The sequence below is a fragment of the Amycolatopsis sacchari genome (assembly GCF_900114035.1).
GTDB classification, from domain to species: Bacteria; Actinomycetota; Actinomycetes; order Mycobacteriales; family Pseudonocardiaceae; genus Amycolatopsis_E; species Amycolatopsis_E sacchari.
This window is the reverse complement of record NZ_FORP01000014.1, coordinates 177,652-195,615: the sequence shown is the minus strand read 5'-3', so window position 1 is coordinate 195,615 and position 17,964 is coordinate 177,652. Positions and strand designations below refer to the sequence as shown.

General features: G+C 70.1%; 20 protein-coding genes and 1 tRNA gene. 6 read left to right on the top strand and 15 right to left on the bottom strand.

What is annotated here, in order from left to right; genetic code table 11:
• Positions 1-91 precede the first annotated feature (91 nt).
• A complete protein-coding gene (locus BMZ92_RS23000; protein WP_091511178.1) occupies positions 92-652 on the bottom strand; it encodes a TetR/AcrR family transcriptional regulator in 561 nt (186 codons plus the stop codon).
• Between the two features lie 109 nt (positions 653-761).
• On the opposite strand from BMZ92_RS23000, the gene BMZ92_RS22995 reads away from it, so the two are divergent.
• Complete coding sequence (locus BMZ92_RS22995) at positions 762-1,775, top strand: NADP-dependent oxidoreductase (RefSeq protein WP_177228825.1); 1,014 nt, start codon at positions 762-764, stop codon at positions 1,773-1,775.
• Positions 1,772-2,233, top strand: coding sequence for a nuclear transport factor 2 family protein (locus BMZ92_RS22990; protein ID WP_091511174.1), 462 nt, complete (start codon positions 1,772-1,774; stop codon positions 2,231-2,233). Before BMZ92_RS22995 ends, BMZ92_RS22990 begins: the two co-directional genes overlap by 4 nt.
• A gap of 289 nt (positions 2,234-2,522) precedes the next feature.
• Here BMZ92_RS22990 and BMZ92_RS36985 read toward each other — a convergent pair whose 3' ends face one another.
• From BMZ92_RS36985 to BMZ92_RS22980, 3 genes are read right to left on the bottom strand one after another with little or no spacing between them, the layout of a single operon-like run.
• Positions 2,523-2,813, bottom strand: a complete 291-nt coding sequence (locus tag BMZ92_RS36985) for a hypothetical protein (protein WP_143249927.1) — start codon at positions 2,811-2,813, stop codon at positions 2,523-2,525.
• A 24-nt stretch (positions 2,814-2,837) separates the two neighbouring features.
• Entirely contained in the window at positions 2,838-3,725 is an 888-nt protein-coding gene (locus BMZ92_RS22985; RefSeq protein WP_091511170.1) for an SDR family NAD(P)-dependent oxidoreductase, read from the bottom strand.
• Between the two features lie 27 nt (positions 3,726-3,752).
• A complete protein-coding gene (locus BMZ92_RS22980; RefSeq protein ID WP_091511168.1) occupies positions 3,753-4,496 on the bottom strand; it encodes an SDR family oxidoreductase in 744 nt (247 codons plus the stop codon).
• Between the two features lie 101 nt (positions 4,497-4,597).
• On the opposite strand from BMZ92_RS22980, the gene BMZ92_RS22975 reads away from it, so the two are divergent.
• A complete protein-coding gene (locus BMZ92_RS22975) occupies positions 4,598-5,227 on the top strand; it encodes a TetR-like C-terminal domain-containing protein (RefSeq protein ID WP_091511166.1) in 630 nt (209 codons plus the stop codon).
• 102 nt (positions 5,228-5,329) lie between these two features.
• On the top strand, positions 5,330-5,773 hold the full coding sequence (locus BMZ92_RS22970; RefSeq protein ID WP_218153532.1) for a GNAT family N-acetyltransferase: 444 nt from the start codon (positions 5,330-5,332) through the stop codon (positions 5,771-5,773).
• 241 nt (positions 5,774-6,014) lie between these two features.
• On the opposite strand, the gene BMZ92_RS22965 is transcribed toward BMZ92_RS22970, so the two are convergent.
• The 3 genes from BMZ92_RS22965 to BMZ92_RS22955 all read right to left on the bottom strand — a co-directional run bounded on the left by BMZ92_RS22965 (position 6,015) and on the right by BMZ92_RS22955 (position 8,258).
• Positions 6,015-6,088: transfer RNA gene (locus BMZ92_RS22965), tRNA-Leu, on the bottom strand.
• 32 nt (positions 6,089-6,120) lie between these two features.
• Positions 6,121-7,446, bottom strand: coding sequence for an NAD(P)/FAD-dependent oxidoreductase (locus BMZ92_RS22960; protein ID WP_091511163.1), 1,326 nt, complete (start codon positions 7,444-7,446; stop codon positions 6,121-6,123).
• 110 nt (positions 7,447-7,556) lie between these two features.
• Positions 7,557-8,258, bottom strand: a complete 702-nt coding sequence (locus tag BMZ92_RS22955; RefSeq protein ID WP_346053589.1) for a uracil-DNA glycosylase — start codon at positions 8,256-8,258, stop codon at positions 7,557-7,559.
• Positions 8,259-8,280: 22 nt separating this feature from the next.
• On the opposite strand from BMZ92_RS22955, the gene BMZ92_RS22950 reads away from it, so the two are divergent.
• Positions 8,281-9,744, top strand: a complete 1,464-nt coding sequence (locus tag BMZ92_RS22950; RefSeq protein ID WP_091511161.1) for a S10 family peptidase — start codon at positions 8,281-8,283, stop codon at positions 9,742-9,744.
• Positions 9,745-9,929: 185 nt separating this feature from the next.
• Here the strand turns inward: BMZ92_RS22950 and BMZ92_RS22945 are convergent, their stop codons facing one another.
• The 8 genes from BMZ92_RS22945 to BMZ92_RS22910 form a co-directional block, all read right to left on the bottom strand.
• On the bottom strand, positions 9,930-10,394 hold the full coding sequence (locus tag BMZ92_RS22945) for a hypothetical protein (RefSeq protein ID WP_091511159.1): 465 nt from the start codon (positions 10,392-10,394) through the stop codon (positions 9,930-9,932).
• 88 nt (positions 10,395-10,482) lie between these two features.
• Entirely contained in the window at positions 10,483-12,201 is a 1,719-nt protein-coding gene (locus BMZ92_RS22940) for a S8 family serine peptidase (RefSeq protein WP_091511157.1), read from the bottom strand.
• Between the two features lie 120 nt (positions 12,202-12,321).
• Positions 12,322-13,278, bottom strand: coding sequence for a Ppx/GppA phosphatase family protein (locus BMZ92_RS22935; RefSeq protein ID WP_091511155.1), 957 nt, complete (start codon positions 13,276-13,278; stop codon positions 12,322-12,324).
• 10 nt (positions 13,279-13,288) lie between these two features.
• A complete protein-coding gene (locus BMZ92_RS22930; RefSeq protein ID WP_091511154.1) occupies positions 13,289-14,431 on the bottom strand; it encodes a lytic transglycosylase domain-containing protein in 1,143 nt (380 codons plus the stop codon).
• 54 nt (positions 14,432-14,485) lie between these two features.
• Positions 14,486-14,986, bottom strand: coding sequence for a DUF501 domain-containing protein (locus tag BMZ92_RS22925; RefSeq protein WP_091511150.1), 501 nt, complete (start codon positions 14,984-14,986; stop codon positions 14,486-14,488).
• 24 nt (positions 14,987-15,010) lie between these two features.
• The gene (locus tag BMZ92_RS22920) at positions 15,011-15,562 is read right to left on the bottom strand and encodes an FtsB family cell division protein (RefSeq protein WP_425425848.1); all 552 of its coding nucleotides are present in this window, start codon (positions 15,560-15,562) and stop codon (positions 15,011-15,013) included.
• 3 nt (positions 15,563-15,565) lie between these two features.
• Positions 15,566-16,852: a phosphopyruvate hydratase gene (gene eno, locus BMZ92_RS22915; protein WP_091511148.1), complete on the bottom strand. Its 1,287-nt coding sequence runs from the start codon at positions 16,850-16,852 to the stop codon at positions 15,566-15,568.
• 38 nt (positions 16,853-16,890) lie between these two features.
• On the bottom strand, positions 16,891-17,370 hold the full coding sequence (locus tag BMZ92_RS22910) for a VOC family protein (RefSeq protein ID WP_091511146.1): 480 nt from the start codon (positions 17,368-17,370) through the stop codon (positions 16,891-16,893).
• Positions 17,371-17,559: 189 nt separating this feature from the next.
• Here BMZ92_RS22910 and BMZ92_RS22905 point away from each other — a divergent pair, with 189 nt between their 5' ends.
• Complete coding sequence (locus BMZ92_RS22905; protein ID WP_091511143.1) at positions 17,560-17,964, top strand: tetratricopeptide repeat protein; 405 nt, start codon at positions 17,560-17,562, stop codon at positions 17,962-17,964.

Below are 17,964 nucleotides of genomic sequence, written 5' to 3'. Positions count from 1 at the left end.
ATCAACGCCCACTGCTCATCCGACAACAACCGAAACCGCGACACACCCGGAAGCATCCCAGCCAACAACCGAAATCATTGTCAGACACGCCCTAGTTCGCCGCGGCCCCGTCCGTCATGATCGCGCTCAGCACGACCTTGAACAGGTGCTCGGCACGTGCCTCGAGACCGGGCTGATCGCTGAGCCAGGCGAGCGACGACGCGAGCGCGAAGAGGTCGGCGCCGTCGAGATCGGTTCGCACCAGGTTCGCGGCCTGCGCGTGGGTGAGGAGCCGGGCGCCGGACGCGCGCATCGCGACGCACGAGGTGTGCAGCGCGGACTCGGGGTCCTCGATGGCTTTCACCATCGCCGTGACGACGCCGCGGTAGTTCGTCGTCGCCGTGATGAAGTCGCGTAGCCACAACACGAGCGCCTCCTGGGGCGGGCTCGTCTTCTCGACCTCGGCCGCCCGTGCCGTCAGCTCGTCGAAGCTCGTGCGCAGCAGGGCTTCGAGCAGCGCCTCCCGCGTCGGGAAGTGACGCAGCAGCGTCGCCAGCCCGACCCCCGCCCGGCGGGCGATGTCCCGCATCGACACGTCGACACCCTGCTCGGCGATGACGGCGCCGGCGACGGTCAGCAGCCGGTCGTGGTTGGCCTGCGCGTCCGCCCGCATGCGCCCTCCCTTGCTAAGCGGATCAGTGAACCGTATATTCGGATCAGTGAACCGGAAAAACGGACCTCTGGTTCACTTAGTCTACCGGCCGAGTGCACAGGAGTGAGTTGTGCCGACACAGACCATGAAAGCGATCCGGCTGCACGAGTACGGCGGCCCCGAAGTGCTGCGCTACGAGGACGTGCCCACCCCGCAGCCGGGGCCCGGTGAGGTGCTCGTCCGCGTGCACGCAGTCGGCCTCAACCCGCCCGACTGGTACGCGCGAGAGGGGATGCCGAACGTCCCGGAGAAGCTGAAGCCGCCGATGCACCTCCCCCTGATCCCGGGCACCGACGTCTCCGGCGTCGTGGAGGCCGTCGCCGACGGCGTCGACGGGCTGGCGGTCGGCGACGAGGTGTTCGGGTTGCTGCGTTTCCCGAACGCGCTGCAGGCCGACGCGTACGCCGAGTACGTGACCGCCCCGGCGTCGGACTTCGCGCGCAAGCCGGCTGCCGTCGACCACGTGCACGCCGCCGGCCTGCCGATGTCGGGGCTGACGGCGTGGCAGTTCCTGATCGAACTCGGGCACGACCACCCCTCGCCGTTCCAGGAGGCCAGGCACACGCCGATCGCGCTCGACGGCGGGAAGACGGTCCTGATCAACGGTGCGGCGGGCGGCGTCGGGCATCTGGCGCTGCAGCTGGCCAAGTGGAAGGGCGCGCGTGTCATCGCCGTCGCCTCGGGCGGGCACGAGCAGTTCCTGCGGGAGCTCGGTGCGGACGATTTCATCGACTACACCAAGGAAAGCCCCGAGGAGGCCGTGCGCGACGTGGACCTCGTCCTGGACACCGTCGGCGGCCCGCACAGCAGGCGTTTCCTGCGCTCGGTGAAGCGCGGGGGCTCGCTGTACCCGGTCTACTTCGGAGATTTCGACGACGAGGAGAACGCACGGCTGGGGGTCACGGTCACGGGGACGCAGGTCCGGGCGAACGGCGCGCAGCTGGCCGAGCTCGGGCGGCTGGTCGAGGACGGCACGGTGCGCGTGGGGATCGACAGCACGTTCCCGTTGGCGGAGGCCGCGACTGCGCACGAGCGGGCTGCCCGGGGGCACATCCGCGGCAAGATCGTGCTGACGGTCGCATGAGCGCGCCGGGTTGGGGTCGCGAGTACCTCGCGCCGATCCGCCCGGGCGAGGTGAACCTCGACCCGGCGGAGCAGCTCGCCGTCCACCAGGCGCTGGCGCGGTACGCGTTCGCACTGGACCAGCGGGGCCTGGAAGCGCTTTCCGACGTCCTGACCGACGACGCGACGTGGACGTTCAAGATCGCCGGCGCGCAGGACCTCGGCCCGGTCACCGGCCGCGAGGCGATCCTCGATTTCGTGCGGCAGGCGATGGCCGCGGAGACCGGCCAGCGGCGGCACAACCTGCTGAACGTCGCGATCCACAGCGCGTCGGCCGATTCGGCGCTGGTGCAGGCCTACCTCATGCTGACATCGAACGCGAGCGTCCTCGCAACGGGCTTCTACACCTTTCGCCTGGTGCGAACGGTGGACGGCTGGCGGATCGCGGAACTGTTCCTGGGCACGGACAACGCCTGGTAGTTCGCCGTCGAAGGTCGTCTTCTCCACGACGCTGCCGGCGGGCCAATGCCGGATCGAGAACGGAGACGTCATCGACGATCCGTTCTCGACCCTCTGTCTCTTGAGCCTGAAGATCGCGCTGCTGCCCGCAGCAGCGCTGTCGTAGCGCTTGTCGTGTTTGCCGTCTGGCGGCGGAGCCGGAGGATGGGGCTTTGGTTCCGCCGCCGCCGCGCCGATCACTTGCCTGGCGAGCGAACTCGGGCTCGCACGTCGAAGGTGCTCGATCACCCGATTTACACGCTGGCGAGATTCACGCAACGCGCCGGTTGGCATCACACCGCTTGAACAGGTAATAGCCGACCGTTTGCCCTTTCACAGCAACGTTTTGGCCCGACGACATCAACTTGTCCCGGCTCTGCTGCCCTTGCTCGACGAAGACAAACGACCCGTTCACCAGGTCCCAACCTTCGCGACAAACGGGATTGAGAATCGCCCCGGGCGTAGGCGGACCGAGCTTGCCCGGCCGGTGAGGCTTCGAACGCCAGCCGCTCTCTCTCGGCTTGATGCCGACGCTCTGGCCGCGATTGATCACTTTGGTCATCTATCGCGTCCCACAGCTGGGAGGTTACTTCTGCAGTTGCAGGGTTTCCCCGAAACCCATGCGGTTCACGAACGCCTTCCGGGTCATATCGGCGAAGGCCATGACGTGGTCGACGCCGGCCTCGGTGAAGTCCACGACGGTGCGGAACGGCTTCTGGCCGCGGGGCAGCGCGAGGACGCGGGAGATCTCGTCGGCCACGCCCTGCGGGTCGGCGTTCACCCCGGGGCGGACGAGGGAGGCAGTGGCCTCCTCGTTCCGCTCGACCAGCGGGTCGAGGTGCGCGTAGGCGGCGGTCACCTCGGCGTCCGAGGCACGGCTCGCGTTCGGGAAGTGCGAGGTGCCTTGGGTGATCGCTCCGGGCATGACGATGCTCGTCTCGATGCCGAACTGCGCCGCCTCGTAGGAGGTGACGACGGCGAGGGCGTCGAACGCCGCCTTGGAGGCCACGTACGGACCGAGGAACGGCGGCGTGGTGACGATGATCGTGCTGCCGACGTAGAGCAGGGTGCCGGAGCGCTGCCGGCGCAGGTACGGCAGCACCGCCCTGTTGACGCGGTGCGCGCCGATCGCGTTGATGTCGATGAGGTGCGCGATGTCCTCGTCGGTGAACGCCTCGACGTAGCCGACGTAGAGGTGCCCGGCGTTCTGCACGACGACGTCGAGCGCGCCGCTGGTTTCCACCACGGTCGCGGCCGCGCGGTTCGCGGATTCCTGCGAGGTGACGTCGAGCGCGACGACGCGCAGGTCGAGCCCGGCGTTGGTGGCGTACTCGGTGAGTTCGGCGGCGTGGGCGGCGTTGCGCCCCTCGGGGTCCCGCATGCTGGCCCAGACGGTGTGACCGTCGTGGGCGAGCCGCTTGGCGGTGAGGTACCCGATGCCGGTGGCGGCACCGGTGATGAGGATGACGGACATGAGCGTGCCTTCTTTCTCGCGGAGTGCTTACGCGGCGCCGCCGTTGACGTAGATCACCTGGCCGTTGACCCAGCGGGCCGGCCCGGCGAGGAACGCGGCCACCTCGGCGACGTCGGCCGGGGTGCCGAGGCGTTCCATCGGGTTGAGCGAGGCGATGTGGTCGATGGCCTGCTGCGACTTGCCCTCGAAGAACAGCGGCGTCGCGGTCGGGCCGGGGGCCACTGTGTTGACGGTGATGTCGCGACCGCGGAGCTCGCGGGCCAGGATCAGCGTCATCGCCTCGACGGCCCCCTTGGAGGCGGCGTAGGCGCCGTAGGTGGGGTTCTGCAGGCGCGTGATGCTGGTGGAGAAGTTGATGATCGCCCCACCCGACCGCACCTGACGCGCTGCGAGCTGGTTGACGACGAAGGTGCCGCGCACGTTGACGCGCTGGATGCGGTCGAAGGTCTCGAGGTCCGTCTCCGCGATCGGGGCGAGCGGCATGATGCCGGCCGTGTTCACGACGACGTCGACGCCGCCGAAGCGCTCGGTCGTGGCGTCGAACAACGCGGCCATGGCGGTCTCGTCGGCGATGTCGCCTCCGACGGCGATCGCCTGGCCGCCGTTCGCGGTGATCGCGGCGACCGCCTCGTCGGCCTTCGCCGCATTGCCGCTGTAGTGCGCGGCAACGGCCATGCCGTCCGCGGCGAGCCGCTCGGCGACGGCGCGGCCGATGCCGCCGGACGCGCCGGTGACAACGGCGGCGCGGGACGGGGAAGTGGAGTGGGTCACGATGCCTCCGAGAGTTATATGAACAAGTTGTACTGCCACCGTAGCGGCAAATGAACGACCTGTCCATTAACCTGGGGACGACAGCCGAGCCGAGGAGTGAGATGAGCGAAACTGGCGCGCGACGAGGGCGGGGACGGCGTCCGGCCGAGGAAGTGCGGACGCGGGTCCTCGCCGCGACCGCGACACTGTTGTTCGACGAAGGCCTGCGGTCGGTCACCTTCGACCGGGTGGCGCACGCCTCCGGGTCGAGCAAGACGACGCTCTACAAGTGGTGGCCGAGCCCGGGCGCGCTGGCCGCCGAGGCGTACTTCGCGTCCAGCGTCCAGACGCTCGAGTTCCACGACACCGGCGACGTCCGGCACGACATCCGGACGCAACTGCGGGCGTTCGTGAGGCTGCTGACCGACAGCCGCGCCGGCACGGTCATCGCGGAACTCATCGGCGCCGCCCAAACCGACCCGGAGCTGGCCCGAGCGCTCTCAACGACGTACACCCTGCCCCGTCGGCGACTGGCGATCGACTGCATCGAACTCGCCCGTGAGCGAGGCCAGCTCCGCCACGACGTCGACGCGGACCTGCTCGTCGACCAGCTCTGGGGCGCCTGCTACAACCGGCTCCTCATCCCCGACAACCCGCTGAACGAGGCCTATGCCGACGCACTCGTCGACAACACGCTCCGCGGTGCGGCGTCGGAGACCTATCGCCAGGAACTCGATGGGCACGGGGCGTGATCAGGTGCGTCGTCGCCGCTAGTCACGGCGGGACTCGGACCCGCATTGCTGTCAACCGGGATCCGCTTGAGTACGGCGCATGGAACTGCATGAGAATGGGACGTGACCGAATTGACCAGCGCAGCATCGGTACGTCGGGCTCGCCCCGATGATGGTCCGGCCGTGTGGGAGCTCGTGACCAAATTTGCGGTCTCTTACATCCCGGACAGGACCCGATTCGATGCCGCCTTCGCAAGGGTCACCCAGCACGACGACATGCTGGCCGCGACTGCGATAGACGGCGAAAGGTTCATCGGCTACCTGCTTGCGAACCGCCACCCGACCTTCTTCGCGAATGGCCCAGTTGTGTGGGTGGAAGAGGTGATGGTTGAAGAAGGTCAACGCGGGCGCGGCGCCGGTCGCGAGCTGATGCGCTTCGCAGAGGCCTGGGCCGAGGAATCGGGGGCCGCTTACATCGCTCTCGCGACGCGGCGAGCTGCCGGCTTCTACACAGCACTCGGCTATGCCGAGTCGGCAGCATTTTTTCGCAAGAAAATGAGCGGTTAGTTACGCGCGCAACTCTGTCGGCCCCGATTCGTCGCGTCGTAGTTGCTTGATGGCCATCCCGTCGCCTGATGACGTCTCGATCACGCCGTGTCGGGCCGCAGCCTCGCCGCCCGTCCGGCGAGGGCACGCCCGCGCCTCGCGCAAGAGCACGAGGGGTTGGACGTTTCTGCCCCGCAGGATGCCGCGCTCGAAAGCCTCTCGCGAGACAGCCGCCAGCCTCTACGCCTGACCAGCACGAGTGTGCCCCCGACGGGACTCGAACCCGCACTGAATCGATTTTAAGTCGACTGCCTCTGCCGGTTGGGCTACGGGGGCACCGCTCAGCATAAGCGGTGCCCCGCGGCGCCTCAGGACCTGGACGCCCTGGCGAACTCTTCCTTCGGGTTGTTGATCTGCCCCAGCGAGACGACCTCGCGGCGGAACAGGCCACCCAGCATCCAGTCGAGCAGGATGTGGATCTTCCGGTTGACCGTGGGCATCGCCTTGAGGTGGTAGCTGCGGTGGAACAGCCACGCCGGGAAGCCCTTGATCTTCAGGTTCAGCGCGTCGGCCACGCCCTTGTGCAGGCCCAGCCCGGCGACCGCACCCAGGTTCTTGTGGTAGTAGTCCTTCGGCTGACCGCCACGCAGCACCCTGATGATGTTGCCCGCCAGGTGCCGCGCCTGCCGGACCGCGTGCTGTGCGTTCGGCGGGCACGTGGCCGTCGGGTCCTGCTCCGTGCGCGACAGGTCCGGCACCGCGGCGTTGTCACCCGCGGTCCAGACGTCCGGGTGACCCACGACCTGCAGCGCCGCCGTCGCCTCGACGCGGCCGCGCTTGTCGATCGGCAGGTCCGAGTGGGCCAGCACCGGGTTGGCCTTCACACCGGCGGTCCAGATGATCGTGTCGCTGTCGAACTCCGTGCCGTCGGAGAGCACGACGTGCCCGTTCTCGAACGACTTCGCCGCCGTGGACAGGAACACCTCGATGCCGCGCTTCTCGAGCTGCTCGACCGTCCACACACCCAGCGTCTCGCGGACCTCGGGCAGGATCCGGCCGGCCGCCTCGACCAGGACCCAGCGGATGTCCGACGGATCGATGTTCTCGTAGTACCGCGTCGCGTGCCGCGTCATGTCCTCGAGCTCGGCCAGCGCCTCGATACCCGCGAACCCACCGCCGACGACGGTGAACGTCAGCAGCCGCTTGCGCAGCTCCGGGTCCAGCGTGCTGGACGCCTCGTCGAGCTTCGTCAGCACGTGGTTGCGCAGGTAGATGGCCTCACCGATGGTCTTGATGCCGATGCCCTGCTCGGCCAGACCCGGGATCGGCAGCAGGCGCGGCACGGCACCGAGCGCGACCACGAGCACGTCGTAGTTCAGCTGCTCGATGTGCCCGTCCGCGGCCTCGACCGTCACGGACTTGCGCTCGTGCTCGATCTTGTTCACGCGCGCCGTCAGCACGTGGCAACGCTTGAGGACCCGCCGCAGCGGCACGACCACGTGCCGCGGCTCGATGGCGCCGGCAGCCGCCTCCGGGAGGAACGGCTGGTACGTCATGTGGGGCTGGGGGTCCACGATCGTGACGGACGCTTCGTTGGCGCGGAGCTTCTTCTGGAGTCCCAGCGCCGTGTAGAGCCCGACGTAACCACCGCCCAGGATCAGGATCCGGGTCGGTTCCGACTTCACTGCGGCCATACCGCTATCTTCCCACTCTCGCGGCCCCGGTGCTCGTGCCCCCCGGCCAGCTGTGACCAGGGTCGCCATAGCAGGGCAAAACGATTCAGATCAACTGACGACAGTACCCCTCACACCAGCCCTGCCCGGGCCGCGGCCCTCGACAGCACGTCCCTCAGCATCTCCGGTGTCAGGCGCCCGGTGAAGGTGTTCTGCTGGGACACGTGGTAGCACCCGAACAGGTGCAGCTCCTCCCCCAGCACGACCTCCACGCCGTGCCCGAACTTCGGCGCGGGCCGTGGCACCGGCCACGTCTGCGCCAGCACCGGCAGCAGCGCCTGCCAGCCGAACGCGCCGAGCACCACGACCGCCTTCAGCCGCGGGCGCAGCAGCTCCAGTTCCCGCACCAGCCACGGGCGGCACGCGTCCCGCTCGGCGGGCAGCGGCTTGTTCGCCGGGGGCGCGCAGTGCACGGGCGCGGTGATGCGCGTGCCGTACAGCTCCAGCCCGTCGCCGCGGTGCGTCGACGTGGGCTGCGACGCCAGCCCGACGTCGTAGAGCGCCTGGAACAGCACGTCGCCGGACCGGTCGCCGGTGAACATCCGGCCGGTCCGGTTTCCCCCGTGGGCGGCGGGGGCGAGGCCGACGATCGCCAGCGAGGCGTCGGCCGGGCCGATTCCGGGGACCGGACGGCCCCAGTACGTTTCGTCCGCGAACGCCGCGCGCTTCTTCCTGGCGACCTCTTCGCGCCACGCCACCAGGCGCGGACAACGCCGGCAGTCGGCGATCGCCTCGTCCAGCTCCGCGATCGTGGCGGGCCTGATCTTCGTCACCCCTCCAAAGTAAGTTGTCCGCATGCCCGACGAGGAATCCACGGAGCCGAAGGCACCGGAACCGGCCGACGACCTGGTCACCACCCAGCACACGCTGACCGTGAAGCGGCGCAAGCTGGCCTACACCACCCGCACCGGCCGCGTGGTGCTGCGCAAGGAGGTGCTCACCGACGGCAAGTTCGAGGGGCACCAGGCCAAGGCCGAGGTGTTCCTCACGTCGTACACGCTCGACGACGCCGACCCCGGCTCCCGGCCCGTCACGTTCGCCTTCAACGGCGGGCCCGGTTCGGCGAGCGTGTGGCTGCACCTGGGCCTGATGGGGCCGCGGCGCGTGGTGTCCGGGGACGTCGACGCGCCCGAGCCGCCGCCGTACCGCCTCGCCGACAACCCCGAGACGCTGCTCACGCACAGCGACCTGGTGTTCATCGACCCCGTCGCCACCGGCTACTCACGCCCCGTGACCGGGGAGAAGCCGAAGGAGTTCCACGGGTTCACGCCGGACATCGAGTCGGTCGGCGAGATCATCCGCCTGTGGACCTCGCGCAACGGCCGGTGGCTGTCGCCGAAGTACCTCGCCGGCGAGTCGTACGGCACGCTGCGGGCCGCCGCGCTCGCCGCGCACCTGCAGGAGCGGCACGGGCTGTACCTCAACGGCCTGATGCTCATCTCGTCGGTGCTCGACATGGGCACGATCCGCTTCACCGAGGGCAACGACAAGCCGTACCCGCTGTTCGTGCCGACGTACGCGGCCATCGCGCACTACCACGGCCTGCACGGCGACCGCCCGCTCGACGACGTGCTCGCCGACGCCGAGGAGTTCGCCGCGCGCGAGCTGCCGTACGCGCTGGAGCGCGGCGCCCGCCTGCCCCGCGAGGAACGCACCGAGGCGGTGCGGACGCTGGCGTCGCTCACCGGGCTCGACGAGTCCTATGTGGACAGAGTGGACCTGCGCATCGAGCACGTCCGGTTCTTCACCGAGCTCCTGCGCGACCGCGGGCTGACGACGGGCCGCATGGACGGGCGGTTCACCACGTGGGAGCCGGACGGCGGCCGCGAGCACATGAGCGACGACGCGTCGGTCTCGCGGATCGTCGGCGCCTACTCGGCCGCGTTCAACCACTATGTGCGCAGTGAGCTGGGGTACGAGAACGACCTGCCGTACGAGGTGCTGTCCTCGGAGGTGTTCCGGAACTGGTCGTACACCGATTTCGAGGGCCGGTCGGTTTCGGCGGTGGACGCGCTGAGTGCGGCGATGCGGGCCAACCCGCACCTGAAGGTGCACGTCGCGCTCGGCTACTACGACGGCGCGACGCCGTACTACGCGGCCGAGCACGTCCTTGCGCGCCTGCAGATCCCGGAGGAACTGCGCGAAAACATCGAGACGGCGTACTACCCGGCGGGTCACATGATGTACGTCCACGAGCCTTCGCGGGTGCAGCAGTCGAAGGACCTGGCGGCCTTCGTGGCGGGCAGTTCGAACAGGTAGGTGGGCTGCGTCAAAGCGGGCATGGGACGAACGTGGGACCGAAGGGGCCCGTGACGATCATGGGCGGACTTTCGCGGGGGTGGTTGCCGGTATCCGCCGTGACGATCATGGCGGTTCGCCGGGCTGTCGGCGCTCCGCGGCGAGTCCCGGACCTGGCGGCCTCCGGGCCCGGGCAGTAGCAACCGCTAACGCGCCCGGAGACCGCGCTCGTCGAGAACGAGGTGGGCCTGGGTGCCGCCGCTGCCGCAGTCGGGATCGCGGGGTGGCACCGCCGACGGGGTCACGGTGATCGTGTTGCCCGCTGTGGTCACCTGCACCGGAGCGGCGGGCAGGCCGGGGATCGCCACGAAGCCCACCTTCCCGCCGGTCTCCCGCATCCTCGCCGCGCACGCGTCGTCGGGGGCGGTGCCTGTGCAGCTCGGCGCCACGGGCGTCGGCGCCGGGGACAGTGGTACCGGGTAGGTGTGGCAAGCGCCGTCCCAGCACACGTCAACATCCAGCCGGTCGTACCGGGACGCGACCGTGGGCGCGACGTCGATCGTCATGCCCGTCAGCACCGCGATCGCCGGGCACGCCTTCAGCTGTGGCCCGCCCAGCCGGGCACCGCACGCCGTCACCAGCAACAAAATCAACAGGACGAGCAGCCGCATGCCCCGAAGACGGAACGACGAGCCACACGGGTTGCAACGAAAACAGCCGGTCTCCCCGCGAGGAGACCGGCTGTCTTCGTCAGCGACCTCAGGTCAGCGGCCCGCCCCGCGTCACCGCCGCGTAGGCGTCCACGGCGCCGTGGCCGTAGAAGCCGTTGAACTGCGGTGAACCCTGGCAGGTCGCGGTGAACGAGGCGTCCCGGCCCTCGTCGAGATAATCGACCGTGCGCGGTACGGGGCACGGGATCGGCGCGGCCGTCCCCTCGATCACCCTCTGCACGACGTCCGGGCTCAGCCCGAACCCGCCGCGGCCCGGCTTGCCGTACTGCGAAACGATCAGCGCGGCGACGCCCGTGGCGTGCGGGGTGGCCATCGACGTGCCCTGCAGGAACTGGTAGTAGCCCACGCGGCCGTCCGGCGCGACCGCCTTCTGGACCCCGAGCGCCGCACCGTCCGGCGTCACGTTGCCCGCCGCGTCGATGTTCCCCTCCGCGACACCGACGTTCTTCGGGTACGCGGAAAGGATCTCGTTCTCGTTGGTGCGGTACCAGTCCGTGCCGAAGCCGTCACGGTAGTAGCCGCCGGGCGCGGACACCGAGATCTGCTCCAGGCCGTAGTTGGAGTAGTCGGCCTTGGCACCCGACGGGCCGAACGAGCTCACACCGATGGTGTGCGGGCCCTCGACCGGCAGCGACAGGCAGGTCGCGTTGTCGATCGTGCGGGGGTACGTGGCGTTCGCCGGGTAGTCCGGGCTCGTGGTGTCCGGCTGCGGCGCGCCGAGGTCGGTGTGCTGGTTGCCCAGCGCGACGACCGACGTCACACCCTTGCGGTAGGCGTAGTTCAGCGCCCGGTTGATCGACTCGACGATCGTGCGCTGTTCGAGCCGCTGCTCCGGCGTGTCGGCCGGGTTGTTCGCGCAGTTGTACAGCCACGGGTCCACGTAGAACGACATGTTGACCACGTCGATCCCCGCGTCCCCGGCGTAGGTCAGCGCGTCCACGGCGGGCTGCAGGAAGAAGAAGCCCGAGTCCTGCCCGGCGCGCAGGTTGACGATGGTGACGTTCGGGGCGACGCCCGAAACGCCGAACCCGTTGGCGGCCGCCGCGATCGTGCCGGCGACGTGCGTGCCGTGACCGTTGTCGTCGTGGTCGGCGGGGTCCACGCAACCGCGGTACTCGCACGGGCCGTCGACGACCGCGCCGGTCTCGTCGGTGGGGATGTCACGGGTGAAGTTGCGGGAGTCGGCGGCGTCGAAGTTCGGCGCGATGTCCGGGTGCGAACCGTCCACACCGGTGTCGATGATGCCGACCTTCACGCGCTTGTCACCCGGCTGCACGGTGCGCGCGAGGTCCGAGCGCACGGACTTCAGGCCCCACAGCTGGTCGTCCAGCGGGTCGGTACCGACGGGCGCGGGCTTCTTGGTGACCGGCTTCTTCGCCGCCCCGCGCGAGTCCTTCTCGGCGAGGTCCGGCTTGCTGGTCGCCTTGTCCCGCGGCGCCTTGCCGATCGACGTCGCCTTCGCCGCGCCGTACACCGCGCGGTTCGCGGAGACGCGCTGGACGAAGCCGTTCGCCGGGGCGCTGGCGGTGATCAGGCCGACGGCGGCGTTGGTGTGCAGCACCGTGCCGCCCGCGTCACGGATCGCCTTCTCGGCCGCGCCGACGCTCTGCCCGGCCGCGGTCAGCACCGTGAACTCCGTGGCGGCGCCCGAAAGCTGCGGTTGTGCCGCGGCGGTCGGCCCGGCGACCACGATTCCGCCGATCAGCGGTACCGCGAGCGCGGCGATGAGCAACCTGGTTCGTCTCAAGGAAAACTCCTCCTCACCAAAGGGTGAGCAGGAACCTACCGGGCGTTTCGGTAAACCGGAACAAAAACCCGACTAAAGTCAGGTGCTCGCACAAGCTCGACCGGACAGCCTGGCAGGCTGTCAATCCCCCACGAGCGAGAGCGCGATCCCGTCGAGGATGTCGTGCTCGCTGACGACGAGTTCGGCCGGGCCGCCGCGCTCGGCCAGCTGCTCGGCCAGCAGGCGGACGATGAGCGCGCCCCCGCCGATCACGTCCACGCGGCCGGGGTGGATCACCGGGTTCGCGGCGCGGGTTTCGTGGTCCTGGGCGAGCAGCTCGTCGGCGAGGCGGTACACCTGCGCCTGCGACAGTCGCGAAAGGTGGGTGCGCTCGGAGTCGTACTCGGGCAGCTCCTGCGCGACGGCGGACAGCGTGGTGACGGTGCCCGCCACGCCGATCCACGTCTTCGCCTTCGCCACGTCCACGACGTCGAAGGCCTCCCGCAGCACCCCGGAGGCGAACTCGCGTGCGGCGGCGATCTCGTCCTGAGTGGGCGGATCGGACTTCAGCGCACGCTCGGTGATGCGGACGCAGCCGATGTCGACGGACTTCGCCGCCGTCACCGAGGCTTCGCGGCCGTTCCAGTCGCCGAGGACCAGTTCCGTCGAGCCGCCACCCACGTCCACGACGAGGAAGGGCCCGTCGTCGGGGTCCTGCTCGCCGACGGCACCGGTGAACGACAGGCGCGCCTCCTCATCACCGCTGATCACCTCGGCTTCGGTGCCCAGCACCTCGCGCGTCATGGAGAAGAACTCGTCGCGGTTGCTCGCGTCCCGCGTCGCGGAGGTCGCGACCATGCGGACCCGCTCGACCCCCTTGCGCCGCGCGGCGATCGTGTAGTCGGCGAGGGCGGCGCGCGTGCGCTCCAGCGCCTCCGGCGCGAGCCTGCCCGTGGCGTCCACGCCCTGCCCGAGCCGCACGACGCGCATTTCGCGGTGCAGGTCACGCAGGTCGACGGTGCCGTCGTGGCGGGTGGTCAGCTCGGCGACCAGGAGCCGGATGGAGTTCGTTCCACAGTCGATCGCGGCAACACGCATGCCTCGGAGACTAGCTGGTAACCGTCGTCGAGCTGTCCGTGGTCGAGCTGCCGGAGCTCGACGGCGACGGGGGCGGTACGCATGTGGTCGGCGGTGGGGTGGGCGTCGTGGAGGTTGGCGGGGTTGTCGATGAAGGCTCCGACGACGGGGGCTCGCAGGTGGGCAACGTGGTCGTCGTGGTGTCCGGCGTGGACGGAGGCGTGCTTCCCGAGGTGGGCGTGTCGAGGCGGGGATCCACCGCAGCAGGAGGAGTCGTGACCGGCGGCGGCGCCGGGGTGGTCGTCACCGGCGGCGGGGCGGGCACGGCGGGCGCGGCGGGGGCACCGACCGGGATGCCGCTGTCCGGCAGCTGCAGCACACCCTTCCGGTACGCCTCCGCCCAGCGGATCACCGTGTCCACGTAGACGTCGGAGTTGTTGTAGCGGTAGATCGCGGCACGCAGCTGGTCCGGGTTCGCCAGGTCCAGGCCGCCGGAGCACAGGTACCGGCCGGTGGTGAGCGTGGCGTCGTAGATGTTGTTCGGGTCCGCCACGCCGTCGCCGTTGCCGTCCACTCCGTACACGAGCCACGTCGAGGGGATGAACTGCGTCGGCCCGACGGCCCTGTCCCACACCGTGTCCCCGTCCCAGCGCCCGCCGTCGGTGTCGGGGATCGCGGCCACGTCACCGACACCGTTCAGCACCGGCCCCAGGATCGGTTCGCGCGTGTGGCCGTTCGCGTCGACGTACCCGCCGCGCGCGTGGTTGGACTCGATGCGCCCGATGCTCGCGATCAGCGCCCAGTCGATGTGGCAGCCCGGCTGGTCACGCGCCATGAGATCGGCGGCGTTGCGGTACGCCTTCAGCGCCGTGCCGGGGATGCCCAGTGGACCGCTCGGCAGCTCCTCCGGCGGCAGCGGCTCGACGACGGACGTCCGCCGGGGCAGGCTGCCGTCCACGCCGATCCGCACCAGAGCAGGGTCGAGGCCCTGCACGAGCGCGGCGTCACGGCTGTGCTCGGCGCTCGGGACGGCGCTCCACTGCGCGGACCGCGCGCTCGCGAGGCCGGCGGGCAGCACGGCGAGCGTGCCGCCGAGCACCGCGACCAGCGTCCGGTAGCGCAGGCCGATCCGGCGCGCCTTGCGCCGCGCGATGCGCAGCCGCGTCAGTCGCACGCCCCAGCTCCTCCCCGTCCCACGCTGGGCCTATCCCCGGGAGGAGCAAGAGCGTTACGCCGCGCAGTCGCCGGAGGGCCAGTCCGGCTTCAGGAGTTCGAGCGTCTCGTCACCGAACGGGTTCACGCCGGGGCCGCAGGCGAGGGTGTGCGCGAGGTGGACGTGCAGGCACTTCACGCGCCCCGGCATCCCGCCCGCGGTGACCTGGTGGCCGAGCGGCTCGATCGCGTCGCGCTGGGCGAGGTAGGACTCGTGGGCCCGCTGGTAGGCCGCGGCCAGCTCCTCGTCGACGGACAGCCGCTCGGTCATCTCCTTCATCAGCCCGGACGCCTCCAGGCGCCCGACGAGCGACGCCAGCCGCGGGCACGTGAGGTAGTACAGCGTGGGGAACGGCGTGCCGTTCTCGAGCCGCGGGTTGGTCTGCACCACGGACGGATGGCCGCTGGGGCAGCGCGCGGCGATCGCACGCAGTGCCCGCGGCGGGCGGCCGAGCTGCTGCGCGATGATCTCGCGGTCGGCTTCCGTCACCGGCTCGAACGAAGACGTCTGTTCCACGCCCCCATTGTCGCAAGCGGTGCGTCAGCCCCCGAGCGTGGACCAGAGCTGCTCGTACCAGGCCGCGTCACCCGGCCCGGGTTGCTGCTGCGGCTGTTGCTGCGGGTTCTGCTGGGTGTCCTGGGGCAGCTGGACGAGGTAGGGCGTCTCGCCCGGCATGACGTACCGCAGCCGGCGGCGCGCCTCAGCCTCCACCTGCGCCGGGTCGTTCAGCGCCGCCTGCCGGGCCTGCAGCTCGGCGACCTCCTTCTGCAGCTCGGACTGCCGCTGCTCCTGCTCCGCGATCTCCGACCGCTGGCTCAGGTAGGTCCGCAACGGCACCGCGAGCGTGAACGCCAGCGCGCACACCACGATCGCCAGCACCGCGGCCCGGCGCGTGGTGGACATGCCCAGCACGCGGGTGGCGCCGGTCTGGGGTTTGACGCCGAGGCCCCGGCGCAACCGCGAACGCACCCGGCGCACGCGCCGCGGTCTGCCCTCGACCCGCGTGGACCCGGAGGCAGGGCGCGCGGGCTGGCCGTCGGCACGGCGATCCGTGCGACGGCCCCGCGTGCGCTCCCTGCCTCGCTGGGTCACGCGTCAGCTCTCCGGCGTGAACCGCGGGAACGCGAGGTCACCCGCGTAGCGGGCCGCGTCGCCGAGGGTCTCCTCGATGCGGAGCAGCTGGTTGTACTTCGCCACGCGCTCGCTGCGGGCCGGGGCACCGGTCTTGATCTGCCCGACGCCGGTGGCGACGGCCAGGTCGGCGATCGTGGTGTCCTCGGTCTCACCCGAGCGGTGGCTCATCATGCTCTTGTAGCCGTAGGAGGTCGCGAGCGTGATCGCGTCGAGGGTCTCCGACAGCGTGCCGATCTGGTTGACCTTGACCAGCAGCGCGTTCGCCGCGCCCCGCTCGATGCCCGTCTCCAGGCGGTCGGGGTTGGTGACGAACAGGTCGTCACCGACGAGCTGCACGCGCTCGCCGATCTGGTTCGTCAGCGTCACCCAGCCGTCCCAGTCGTCCTCGGACAGCGGGTCCTCGATCGAGACGAGCGGGTACGCGTCGAGCAGCTCGGCGTAGTAGGCGCCCATCTGCTCGGCGCTGCGCTTCTGCCCCTCGAAGCTGTACGCACCCTCGGCGAAGAACTCGGTCGCGGCGACGTCCAGCGCCAGCGCGATGTCGCGGCCCGGCGTGTAACCGGCCTTCTCGATCGCGGTCGTGATCAGGTCCAGCGCCTCGCGGTTGCTGGCCAGGCTCGGCGCGAACCCGCCCTCGTCACCGAGGCCGGTGGCCAGGCCGCGGCCCTTGAGCACGGACTTCAGCGAGTGGTAGACCTCGACGCCCCAGCGCAGGGCCTCGCGGAAGGACTCGGCGCCGATCGGCGCGATCATGAACTCCTGGATGTCCACGTCGGTGTCGGCGTGGGCGCCGCCGTTGAGGATGTTCATCATCGGCACGGGCAGCACGTGCGCGTTCGGGCCGCCGAGGTAGCGGAACAGCTCCAGCTCGGCCGACTCGGCCGCGGCCTTGGCGACGGCGAGCGACACGCCCAGCAGCGCGTTCGCGCCGAGGCGGGACTTGTCCGGGGTGCCGTCGAGGTCGACCAGCTTCTGGTCCACGATGCGCTGCTCGACGGCCTCGATCCCGGTCAGCTCCGGGCCGATCTCGTCGAGCACCGCCGCGACGGCGCGCTCCACGCCCTTGCCGTTGTAGCGCTTGGGGTCGCCGTCGCGGAGTTCGACGGCCTCGTGCTCACCGGTCGACGCCCCCGACGGGACGGCCGCCCGCGCCAGGGTGCCGTCGTCGAGCGCCACCTCCACCTCGACAGTCGGGTTTCCGCGCGAATCCAGGATTTCGCGGGCGCCTACCTGCTCGATGACCGCCACTCGTCGCTCCTCATGGGTTGTCCCGGCGATGACGGCTTTCAGCCTAACGGCAGGTCGTGGTCACCCGTTGGAGGCTCGGCCCGAATTTCCTGCCAGCCCGGCGGCAGGTCCGCGGTGTCCGAAATCTGCTGCCAGAACGTCCAGCTGTTGCCCCCGATGTCAGCGACCGTGAACACCCGGGCACCGTAGGGCTGGTCCTGGGGCGGGCTGACGTCACAGCCCTCGCCGAGCGCGGCGCAGACGCGGTCGTACTGGGCGTCGGCGTCGTCCACGTAGATCACGTTGAGCTGCCCGACGGGGCGGTCCACCCCCTTGCCCTCCCAGTAGTCGGTGCCGACGCCGGCGAGCACGATCTCGGCGTCCCCGGCCGCGACGGTGGCCTGGAACACCTGGCCGGAGCCGTCGACGTAGCGCACGCGCTCGGTGAAGCCGAAGACGCGGACCAGCCACTCCAGCGCCTCGGTGGCGTCGGTGTAGTACAGGTAGGGCGACAGTCCGAGATATCGGGGATTGCTCATGGGCGTCCTCGCTTCCCTCGTTCCTCGGTCCACGAGGACGCCCATGAGGCACGAGCGCGCTGTGTCAATGGGAGCGCCTCCTCCCTTCGGTCGTCACCGCTCATAGCCGCCTAGTGCACCATGCGGGCGTTCCACCCCTTGATCGCACCCCTGCCGAAAGCGCCTGCCGAGGGGTAACGTCGATTGTCTATGGATGACGAGAACCAGACTCCGGACCTAGTCCCCGACAACCGGTTCGAGGCGTTCCGTCAGGCCGAGGCGCTGGTCGAGAACCGGCGCCCGCTGGACGCGCTCAAGGCACTGCGGCCCGTGCTGGAGGCCGAGCCGGACAAACCCAGCGTGCAGCTGCTCGCGGGCCGGGCGTACTTCCACTCCGCGCAGCTCAACCACGCCGAGCGGGCGTTCACGCGCGTGCTGGAGCTGGACCCTGCCGACCACTACGCGCGGTTCGTGCTGGGCCGGACGTTGCAGCGGCTCGGCCGCCTCGTCGAGGCGCTCGGTCAGCTCCGCATGGCGTGGGCGATGAACCCCGTTCCCGAGTACCAGGACGCGCTGTCCGAGGTGAAGGCACGGGTGCGGCTGCAAGAAGGCTAG

Excerpts from the sequence above, each read along its gene's own strand:
- BMZ92_RS22975 (WP_091511166.1), top strand. The coding sequence starts at position 4,598 with ATGAGCGAAACTGGCGCGCGACGAGGGCGGGGACGGCGTCCGGCCGAG.
- BMZ92_RS22985 (WP_091511170.1), bottom strand. The coding sequence starts at position 3,725 with ATGTCCGTCATCCTCATCACCGGTGCCGCCACCGGCATCGGGTACCTC.
- BMZ92_RS22910 (WP_091511146.1), bottom strand. The coding sequence starts at position 17,370 with ATGAGCAATCCCCGATATCTCGGACTGTCGCCCTACCTGTACTACACC.
- BMZ92_RS22950 (WP_091511161.1), top strand. The coding sequence starts at position 8,281 with ATGCCCGACGAGGAATCCACGGAGCCGAAGGCACCGGAACCGGCCGAC.
- BMZ92_RS36985 (WP_143249927.1), bottom strand. The coding sequence starts at position 2,813 with ATGACCAAAGTGATCAATCGCGGCCAGAGCGTCGGCATCAAGCCGAGA.
- BMZ92_RS22945 (WP_091511159.1), bottom strand. The coding sequence starts at position 10,394 with ATGCGGCTGCTCGTCCTGTTGATTTTGTTGCTGGTGACGGCGTGCGGT.
- BMZ92_RS22905 (WP_091511143.1), top strand. The coding sequence starts at position 17,560 with ATGGATGACGAGAACCAGACTCCGGACCTAGTCCCCGACAACCGGTTC.
- BMZ92_RS23000 (WP_091511178.1), bottom strand. The coding sequence starts at position 652 with ATGCGGGCGGACGCGCAGGCCAACCACGACCGGCTGCTGACCGTCGCC.
- BMZ92_RS22960 (WP_091511163.1), bottom strand. The coding sequence starts at position 7,446 with ATGGCCGCAGTGAAGTCGGAACCGACCCGGATCCTGATCCTGGGCGGT.
- BMZ92_RS22935 (WP_091511155.1), bottom strand. The coding sequence starts at position 13,278 with ATGCGTGTTGCCGCGATCGACTGTGGAACGAACTCCATCCGGCTCCTG.
- BMZ92_RS22990 (WP_091511174.1), top strand. The coding sequence starts at position 1,772 with ATGAGCGCGCCGGGTTGGGGTCGCGAGTACCTCGCGCCGATCCGCCCG.